Annotated in this window: 7 protein-coding genes; 3 read left to right on the top strand and 4 right to left on the bottom strand. The window is 60.5% G+C overall.

From position 1 onward, the window contains the following. Positions 1-521 precede the first annotated feature (521 nt). Both ctaD and coxB read right to left on the bottom strand, forming a co-directional pair. The gene (gene ctaD, locus AC4FIJ_RS16025) at positions 522-2,999 is read right to left on the bottom strand and encodes a cytochrome c oxidase subunit I (protein ID WP_490337636.1); all 2,478 of its coding nucleotides are present in this window, start codon (positions 2,997-2,999) and stop codon (positions 522-524) included. Then, positions 2,996-3,604, bottom strand: a complete 609-nt coding sequence (coxB, locus tag AC4FIJ_RS16020) for a cytochrome c oxidase subunit II (RefSeq protein WP_244982785.1) — start codon at positions 3,602-3,604, stop codon at positions 2,996-2,998. Before coxB ends, ctaD begins: the two co-directional genes overlap by 4 nt. An 81-nt stretch (positions 3,605-3,685) precedes the next feature. On the opposite strand from coxB, the gene AC4FIJ_RS16015 reads away from it, so the two are divergent. Beyond that, positions 3,686-4,234 carry a DUF2231 domain-containing protein gene (locus tag AC4FIJ_RS16015; RefSeq protein ID WP_425322407.1) on the top strand — a complete coding sequence of 183 codons (549 nt, stop codon included), beginning with the start codon at positions 3,686-3,688 and terminating at the stop codon, positions 4,232-4,234. Here AC4FIJ_RS16015 and AC4FIJ_RS16010 read toward each other — a convergent pair. Beyond that, the gene (locus AC4FIJ_RS16010; RefSeq protein WP_185885922.1) at positions 4,201-4,692 is read right to left on the bottom strand and encodes a CopD family protein; all 492 of its coding nucleotides are present in this window, start codon (positions 4,690-4,692) and stop codon (positions 4,201-4,203) included. The genes AC4FIJ_RS16015 and AC4FIJ_RS16010 overlap by 34 nt on opposite strands. A gap of 22 nt (positions 4,693-4,714) precedes the next feature. Next, a complete protein-coding gene (locus AC4FIJ_RS16005) occupies positions 4,715-5,461 on the bottom strand; it encodes a cytochrome c oxidase assembly protein (protein ID WP_185886134.1) in 747 nt (248 codons plus the stop codon). A gap of 157 nt (positions 5,462-5,618) precedes the next feature. Between AC4FIJ_RS16005 and AC4FIJ_RS16000 the strand changes: the two genes are divergently transcribed. Both AC4FIJ_RS16000 and AC4FIJ_RS15995 read left to right on the top strand, forming a co-directional pair. Beyond that, entirely contained in the window at positions 5,619-6,314 is a 696-nt protein-coding gene (locus AC4FIJ_RS16000; protein ID WP_185885923.1) for an NAD(P)-dependent oxidoreductase, read from the top strand. Positions 6,315-6,516: 202 nt separating this feature from the next. Continuing rightward, positions 6,517-8,724: a fused MFS/spermidine synthase gene (locus AC4FIJ_RS15995; protein WP_185885924.1), complete on the top strand. Its 2,208-nt coding sequence runs from the start codon at positions 6,517-6,519 to the stop codon at positions 8,722-8,724. Positions 8,725-9,097 lie beyond the last annotated feature (373 nt).

The following is a 9,097-nucleotide window of genomic DNA, read 5'->3' as shown; positions in this document are numbered from 1 at the left end:
GGACGAACCGGAAGGGCAGGTTATGAGATCCGATTGGCTGTAAGCTGCCCTTCCGACAGTTCCGCGCAGGCGTCATCTTCCGACCAGTTTCCGCCATACCCCGTCAGGTTCTAACAAAGGCCGAATGACCACTGCTGGCTGGTCTGCCGTTCGCCAAGTCGCTTGCGTATTTCGATTATCCGCCCGATCGGTCTGAAAGGGATTATCGATCAATCATATGCAGATTGATATCATCAATATCGGCACCCCGGTTATTATCGTCGCGCCTAGGCCGATCCATCCAAGCGCAATGCCAATCCGGTCCAGCAATGTTGAGTGCCGCCTGAGCAGCCAGGCGACTAAGAAGGCATGTGCGACAAGCAGGCTGGCCCAAGTGGCCAGCAGCAATGCCCTGCCCGTTACTAGGCCGAAAGGCCCTTCGCCCGTACTGTCGAAAGAGCAGTTCAGCCCATGGAGCGCATAAAGCGTGCTGAATGCCGCGGCCCACAGGACAATGCCCGAGATCATCCGCAACAGGGCAATCACAGCGTTGCACTCGACCACGCAAGAAGCCATGCAACCGCGATGGCGACACCTGCTCCATAGTCGCTCCACACGGCGGCGATGCGAAATTGATGAGGGCGCTCGGCGGTCACATGTCCGCTGGAGATCCGGCCCCGCGCGAAAACCTGCATCAATATCCCCACTAATGCCGAAAATGCCGCATAGCTGACGAGCATCCATCCAACGGCCGCGAAGGCATGATCTGTCGGACCGGGAAGGTGGCGCACTGCGCCGAACAGAAGTGCACAGATACCCGCCGCAAGCCCTCCCGCTGCCGCCAACGCACTGCCTTCCGCGCGGTGAAAGCCGCGCATCCCCATCCGCGAGGCCATGATGGCGGCCCCGGCGCCCGCGGTGACGATCAGGGGTTCAGCGAGATAGAGCCCGTAACCTCCCGGCGGCGGCCAGTTGGGCGCCACCACCCATAGAAAGAAGAAGCCAAAGACCAGCGAAGCGAAAAGAGTTCCGCTTGCCGCTATGGCCAGAACGCTACCCCAGTAACCGACGCTGCCACGGACTGCGAAACCGGTAGGCAAGGTGAAGCCCCTTCCTGTATCGACCGGGCCGGGATCGTGAATCGTGCCGGTGGTGCTCCCCCACCGCCACACCATGACCGCGGTGCCGATAACGAATACGGGGGCCAGCCAGTACAGGCTGAGCAGCATGGACAGGAAAAAGCCGCCGATCACCATGGCGGTGAAGAAGGGAAGGCGGCTGGGACCGGGTAAGACGACAACATGTTCGGGTGCGCCGGTGACAATATCGACCGCCAGAGTTTCGCGCCGGCCATCGATGGTTCGGCCCAGCAGTCCCTTTCCGGCAGCAAGGCCCGCGCCGATATTTCGCTCGTGCGTCAACGGTTCGCGACTGCTAACTGTGGGAAGACTGGCGAAATTATACTGCGGCGGCGGTGTGGGCATCGCCCATTCCAGCGTTTCCGCATCCCACGGATCGCGGCGCGACCGATTGCCCAGCCGCCGTTGCAGTGCGATGTCGATCGCGAACAGCCCGAAGCCAAAGGCCTGCATGAAGCCGCCGACCGAAGAGATGAGATTGAGCCAGGTCCAGCCCGCCTCTGCCGGATAAGTATAAACGCGGCGTGGCATGCCCAGAAGGCCAGTCAGGTGCATATGCAGGAAGGTAAGGTTGAATCCGATGAAGATCAGCCAGAACGCCGCGATGCCGATCCGCATGACCCGCGTCCGACCGGTCGCATGCGGCATCCAGTAATAGGCTGCCGCCAGCATAGGGAAAACGAACCCGCCGACGAGCACGTAATGCAGATGCGCGGTAACAAACGCAGTATCATGAGCCTGCTGGTCGAAAGGCACGATGGCCAGCATCACCCCGGTCAACCCGCCAAGGACGAACACGACAAAGAAGCCGACCACGTAATACATCGGCAGGGTGAATTTCGGCCGGCCAACCCAGAACGTGCCGATCCACGCAAAGATCTGCACCGCCGTGGGGATCGCCACCAGAACCGAGGCGGCGGAAAAGAAGCCGAGCGCCATATGGGGAATGCCAGTCGTGAACATGTGGTGCACCCACAGCCCGAAGCTGAGGAAGGCAAGCGCCATGACCGCGGTCACGATTGCGCCATATCCAATCAGGGGTGTGCGCGCCATCACGGGAATGATAGTGGAAAGCGCGCCGGCGGCAGGAAGGAAGATGATATACACTTCCGGATGGCCGAACAGCCAGAACAGATGCTGCCACAAAAGCGGCGAACCGCCCAGTTCGGGCTGAAAGAACGGCCATCCGAACGCCCGCTCCACTTCAAGTAGGATCGACCCCAGGATGAGCGGCGGGAAGCCGAAGATCATCATTCCGGCCGTTGCCAGCAGATACCACGCCATGATCGGCATTCTGATCAGCGACATGTTCGCGGCGCGGAACTTGAGGATTGTCACCACGATCTCGATCGCAGCGCACATCGCCGAGATCTCGACGAAGGTGATGCCGAGCAGCCAGACATCGGAATTGACGCCGGCGGTGAATTCTCGCCCTGAAAGCGGAGGATAGAGGAACCAGCCCGCATCGGGCGCAACCCCGCCCAAAAGCGCGAGTATCATGATGCTGCCCCCGAAAACATAGCACCACCAACCCAGCGCAGTAAGGCGCGGATAGGCAAGGTCGCGTGCGCCCAGCATCTTGGGCAACAGATAGATGGCCAGCCCTTCCAGCATCGGGATCGCGAACAGGAACATCATGATGCTACCATGCATCGTGAAGATCTGGCTATACACTTCCGGCCCGGCGAACGCGCTTTGCGGCGTGGCCAGCTGGGCACGGATCAGCATGGCAAGCACGCCCCCGATGCCGAAAAACACGGCAGCGGCAACGATGAAGCGCTTGCCAAGATCGGTATGGCTTACGCTGCTGAACACGCCGCGCCAGCCGGGTTCGCCTTGCCAGATGCGCGTCAGTTCGCGGTGGAGCTCGATTGCCTTCATCGCGCCGCCTCCACCGCGTAGTCAGTCTCACCAGTGTCATAAGCCTCCACCACGAAACGGTGGTATACGTGACCCACGCCGCAATATTCCGCGCAGACCGCTTCGTATTGGCCGGGCCTGTCCGCCTGGATCCTCAGCCGATTGATTTGGCCGGGGATCGCGTCCATCTTCCCCGCCAGTCGCGGAATCCAGAGGCTGTGGATCACGTCGGTCGCAGTGATGTCGAGGTCGACGGATTGCCGCGCAGGGATGCGCAGCACGCCTTCCGAACAGCTGCCATTTTCGTAACAGAACTCCCAGCCGTAATTATAGGCCGTTACCTGAACCACCTGCGCGGCTCGGTCGGTTGGCAGGTTGCGCTCACCCACCCACAGCGCAAAGCCGAGAAGCACCATCAGCACCGCCACCGGCATGACGACGCCCAGCCATCCGATCCATACCCGCTTGCGGGCCGGTGTTTCGCGATCCGCCACGCCGCGCCGGAACAGGGCGACCAGCAAGAGCGTAAACACCAGCGTGCACAACAGGGCAGAGCCACCCAGCATCCACCACCACAGGTTCGCGACGCGCGATGCGGACGGGCCTGCGGGATCTATGGTGGACAAGCCACCCTTGCACGCCGCAAGAGCAGGCAACAGGCAGATCGGGCTGGCCAGCCGGAGCCGATCGCGCGAAGGACGAAATCGATGAGTGACAGCATGCATGACAAGGTTGTCGAAAAGGAGCTGGTTGAGGCGGAGCCGGCAGTGCTGGTCGACCCCGTCGAAAACCAGCCCAATTTTCACCGGCTGGAATCCCGCATCGCCGTTGCCGGACACCCCATCCACGCCATGCTGGTAGCCTTTCCGATAGCGCTGACAAGCTGTGTGCTGGGCGCGGACCTGTTCTATTGGTGGACTGGCGACATCTTCTGGGCGCGCGCTGGTCTGTGGGCTGCGGGGATGGCTTTTCTGTTCGGCGTTCTTGCGGGGCTGACCGGCACGGTCGAACTGCTGAGCGTGCCCGGAATTCGCCAGCGCGCCGCCAGCTGGACGCATTTCATCATCGCGGTGATGCTCTTGTCCATCCTTGGCATGAACTGGGGTTTTCGATTGCTGGGCTTTGAACAGGCAGTGCTTCCCTACGGCATCATGATCTCTGCCTTCGCCGTCGCCTTTACCGGTTTCACGGGATGGCATGGGGGCAAGCTGGTGTTCGAATATCAAATCGGCGTCTCGTCGACCGGAAGTTCGTGACCGAGCGGTTCGCGGAGAAGATCGGGCGCAAAACTTTCGAGCGCAGGCTTGCCCAATACCAGGAACAGGATCGTCAGCATCGTGATGGAAATCAGCACCAGCGTCGGGATCGACGTGCGCGGCACATAGCTGCCGCGCCGTTCGCTCATCAAAACCACCAGATGTCCGATCCATGCATGGAGCGTGACGAGTACGCCGACCGCCAGCAATTTAACGAACATCCATAGGGTGAAGACCTCGTTCAGGAAGATGAGCGCCGTCCCCGCCGCAATCGCGATAATCGCCGCCGGCGTCACAAGATAGGCGTAACCGCGGTGCGTAAGCAAACGCAATTGGCTGTAGTGGGATTGCTCCTCGCCGATCTCGTGCTTGCTCAGCATGAGGGGCAGGCAGAAAAGGCCGGCACACCACATGATCAGGGCGGCAATATGCAGCGCCTTTACCAGTGACAGGATCATATCAGGGTCGGTCCGCTAACTGTCAGGCAAGATTCTTGCCTGACACCGGGCTGGCGTCAGTCTCAGCCTGACGCTGCCAAGCGTGCATTGCTATCATAGCGCCGCCAAGGGCGAAAGGCACCATGCCGCCGACCCACATGATCAGGCCGGCGATCTGCTGGTCCGCAGTGGGTGAAAGGCCCCACGACGGCGCCGCGATGGCGTGAACGGCATAAAGGGGCCGATTGGCGAAAGTCAGGATCGCACCGAGCAATCCCATCTGCACCATTCCAACGATCAGGCCGCCGACGGCCGTAACGATATTGGCCCGGCGGATCGCCAGCCAGAACGCGAACGAGCTTGCGAAAATGGTGATCTGCATCAGCCAGTAGACCGCCATATTGGCCAGCGCCGCATCGTAAAGCGCAGGTACGTGCCAGCCCCAGAATACCGCTGTCATCGCGATCGTAGCCAAGCCGACCGACCAGGGCAAATCGGTGCGACAGCCCGGCAGGCGATCCCCTTTCACTAACGAGACGGCCAGCGCGGCGGCGATCAGGAGCAGGTGGTGAACCGAGCGTGCGGAAAAAAGCGCCACGCTCGCGGCGCACAAAGGGGAGACAAATGCCACGAACAGCAATGCGACGCCGGCTGCGGCCAGCCGGTTGCCTGTCCGCAAGGCCACCGTGATCGCAGCCGCCAAAACCGCGAGCAAAACCGGATCGAAGTTCCAGCGCGAAGCAATCTCGGCTAAATCTGGCGCGGGTCCGCAATAACTGCCGGCAAACATGCCCAATCAATTCCCCCAAATGAGAATTTCCGCCTCATACATCTCGAAATCACAGGTCGCTCACAAATTTGGAGGAACATAGTGGGCGGAACAACGGTTCGATAACGATCAGACGGAACATTCTATCCCGGTCGTCAGGAAGCGAAGCTGGAGAAGTATGACACGCATTGCAATCCTCGGTGCTGACGGCGCAACCGGTCGCGAAGTTGTCAGGCACGGCGTGCGCGCCGGGTGGGACGTGGTGGCGATCGACAGGGCCTTGCCCGGACAAACCGATCGGGTCGAAGGCGTCGTCTATCGAGAAGCGAACGTGATGAAAGGCGGACTGGACGACCTCATGAAAGGTTGCGACGCCGTCATCTCCACGCTGGGCGTCGCCTTTTCGCCAAGCAATGCGCTGTCTCCCCCGCCGCTCTATACCGAAGGGACTACAAACATAGTCGATGGCATGGAGCGGGCCGGTATCGACCGGATCGCGGTGATTTCGGCGGCCTTCGTGACAGATCAACCCAATCTGCCACTTTGGTTCAAGCTGACGGTCGTACCAGCGTTGCACAATATTCTGGAGCAGATGAGGGATATGGAGGCGCAATTGGAAAAACGGCCCAATCTGAAATGGACCGCAGTTCGACCCGGTTGGCTTATCGACAAACCCGCTTCGGGGGCGCTGCTGGTAGAGGACGAGTTTTTACCTACCGAAGCATTCCGGTGCCGCATCGGCGACCTCGGTGCCTTCCTGATCGAATGCCTGCAGGACGATCGCTATGTGCGCAGAAAGCCTGCAATCGGTGCGCGGGAAGATGAGAAATTCGAAGGTCCCGGCGCCTTGGGTGCGGAATTCGCCGGTCTTTAGGGATCTCGGGCGCGGCATATCAGGCCGGAACCAGGACCTGTCACCCTGTCTATGCTGTATGACCGGCATTCTCGATCAAGCGGAGCCATGTCAGTGAGATTACGAAACAGGTTGGCCTATTGGCGCACCCGGCGGCAATCATTCTGATCGGCGAAAAAATGGCTTCGTGCTCTGAGGACCTTTGCGGTCGCAACGGAATTCCATGGGAGTGCGCAAGCACGTGATTGGAAATCGTTTCAACAGCATTGCCGTGGGCGCACTATTTACAGTCGTCATAGGCTTTGGCAGTTTCCTGCTGTTCATCGTCCAGCCGATGGTCGCGCGCATGGCCCTGCCTCGCCTCGGGGGAGCGCCCGCTGTCTGGAACAGCGCTATGATTGTTTTCCAGTTTCTGCTCTTGGGCGGCTATGCCTATGCCCATGTCATAGGCAGGCTGGCTTTCCGCAGACAGGTGGTGATTCACGCCGTATTGCTGTCGCTGGCGGCCTTGACCTTGCCGATCGCACCGGTGACCAATTGGGCGCCGCCGGGGTGGGAGACATTGTGGGTCCCTTTCCTGTTCATAGCGATGATCGGCCCGGTCTTCCTGCTCTTGTCGTCGCAGGCGTCCCTGTTGCAGTGCTGGTATGCCGCCGTCTCTGGCGCGGGCAATCCATACCGCCTCTATGCCGCATCCAATCTGGGCAGCTTTGCAGGCTTGCTCGTCTATCCGTTCCTGGTCGAACCGAACATGGGGCTTTCCCGGCAAAGCGACGCGTGGAGCGCCGGCTTTCTCATCTTGATCGTGTTGGTTATTCTTGCCGCGGCGACACGCTGGCGCTTTGTCGGCAAGGCTGATGGCTTGCGTAAGGATAGCACCCGGACGGACACCGAAGCGCGCGCGCCGATCGGCCGGGCGCGCATCCTGACGTGGCTGGCGCTCTCGGCAGTTCCGGCCGGACTGATGATGTCGACGACCACGCTCCTGACGACCGACCTCATGGCCATGCCGCTTCTCTGGGTCATCCCGCTGGGGCTATATTTGCTCAGCTTCTCGGTCGCGTTTTCCGACCGCGGCGACTGGGTGCGCATTCTGGAATTTTATGCGCCCATCCTCCTGTTGCTGGTTGGCGGGCTGGCTATGATTTCGGGCGGGCAATCGAACCCGGCAATCGCGCTGGCAATGGTGGCCCTGCTGTTCGTTCTGGCCGTCGTGCTGCATGGGCGTCTTTATGCACTCAGGCCCGATCCCAGGCAGCTTACCTCCTTCTATCTGATCGTATCGCTTGGCGGCGCGCTGGGCGGTGTGTTTACGGCATTGATTGCGCCGCTGCTGTTCGACTGGATCTACGAGCATGCCATGCTGCTCCTGGCCGCCGCGCTGCTGATTCGACGCAAGTCGTACCTGTCCGTACTGGGGGAGCGCTGGAACGTCTTTGCCCGGCCCGGGTGGGTGCTCGTCGCCCTTAGTGGGGCTTTCGTGCTGGCGATCGCCCTAGCCATCGCGGTCGCGCGAGGATACGGCGCCGCGATCATTGTGCTGGCCAGCCTGTTGATCCTGCTGGGAGCGTTGCTTTCGGGGCGCCGCGCCGCCTTCACGCTTGTCTTCCTGCTACTCATGCTGGGGCATGGCGGCTTCGCAACGCTGGAGCTCAGCCTCGAAGGAAGGCGAGAGCGCAGCTATTTCGGCGTTTACAGTGTCAGTGAAGCACGCAGCGGCGAAATGTTGCAACTGACGCATGGCACCACCATGCATGGCAAGCAATGGCAGGCGGCGGGCCGCAGGAAGGAGCCGACGGCCTATTATGGGCGCACTGCCGGCATAGGCATGGCGCTGTCATTGGCGGATTCCGACGCCAGGGTGGGTATCGTCGGTTTGGGTGCAGGTACTCTCGCCTGCTATCGCAAACCGGGTCAGCGGTGGTCCTTCTACGAAATCGATCCCCTCGTCGTGCGCTTTTCGCAGGAGGGCACCTTCACCTTTGTTGAGCAGTGCGCGCCCGATGCGCGGATCGTGATTGGCGATGCAAGGCTGAACCTGACTGACGAACAGCCTGGCAATCTTGATATACTGGCGATCGACGCCTTCACCTCGGATGCGATTCCGCTGCACTTGCTTACGCAGGAAGCCTTCGCAATCTATCGCAAGGCGCTGGCCGATGACGGCCTTCTGCTGATCCATATCTCCAATCGCTTCTTCGACCTGGCACCCATGATAGCGGCCCTCGGCGAAAATGACTGGCATGGGATGATGCGGGAGGACTTCGATGGACTTCCGGAAGGGCTAACTGCCTCGGACTGGATCGTTCTCGCGCCAAGTCGGGATCGGTTGGAGCAATTGCGGCTTTACAGCGCGCATTGGCAGCCATTGCCTCCGCCCTCTCGTGAAAGGTGGAGCGATGACTACGCCTCGCTGTTATCGCTGTTTTAGTGGAACAGCCACAACGCCCCCGGGTTCAAATATAGGGGAACATTGCCGCAATCGCGTTTGAAAGCCCACGTTTCGAATGTTCGACTTCCTCGCCATTATCAGCGAAATGGACAGATTACCGATTTTGCCGAACCTCCCAATCACCGACAGGCCCGTGAACGGCAGGAAGGCCCCCAAGCGCAGAAAATGGCCCCTCACCGAGGCGAGGGGCCGGTAGGTTCAGATCTTGGTGTTCTCACAAGGGGCAAGCGCATCTTCCCCCGTCAATCCCGTGATTGTCCGTCGTCAGAACATTTGGCACAGATGAGGTTGCTCGCTTGATGAGTGTTGGCCTCGTCTGGAGGGTTGATCTTAAGCGGCGATCTTGCGGTGC

The organism is Croceicoccus sp. (assembly GCF_983967925.1).
This window is presented reverse-complemented; position numbering and strand designations above follow the sequence as displayed.

Excerpts from the sequence above, each read along its gene's own strand:
- ctaD (WP_490337636.1), bottom strand. The coding sequence starts at position 2,999 with ATGAAGGCAATCGAGCTCCACCGCGAACTGACGCGCATCTGGCAAGGC.
- AC4FIJ_RS16015 (WP_425322407.1), top strand. The coding sequence starts at position 3,686 with ATGAGTGACAGCATGCATGACAAGGTTGTCGAAAAGGAGCTGGTTGAG.
- AC4FIJ_RS16010 (WP_185885922.1), bottom strand. The coding sequence starts at position 4,692 with ATGATCCTGTCACTGGTAAAGGCGCTGCATATTGCCGCCCTGATCATG.
- AC4FIJ_RS16005 (WP_185886134.1), bottom strand. The coding sequence starts at position 5,461 with ATGTTTGCCGGCAGTTATTGCGGACCCGCGCCAGATTTAGCCGAGATT.
- AC4FIJ_RS16000 (WP_185885923.1), top strand. The coding sequence starts at position 5,619 with ATGACACGCATTGCAATCCTCGGTGCTGACGGCGCAACCGGTCGCGAA.
- AC4FIJ_RS15995 (WP_185885924.1), top strand. The coding sequence starts at position 6,517 with ATGGGAGTGCGCAAGCACGTGATTGGAAATCGTTTCAACAGCATTGCC.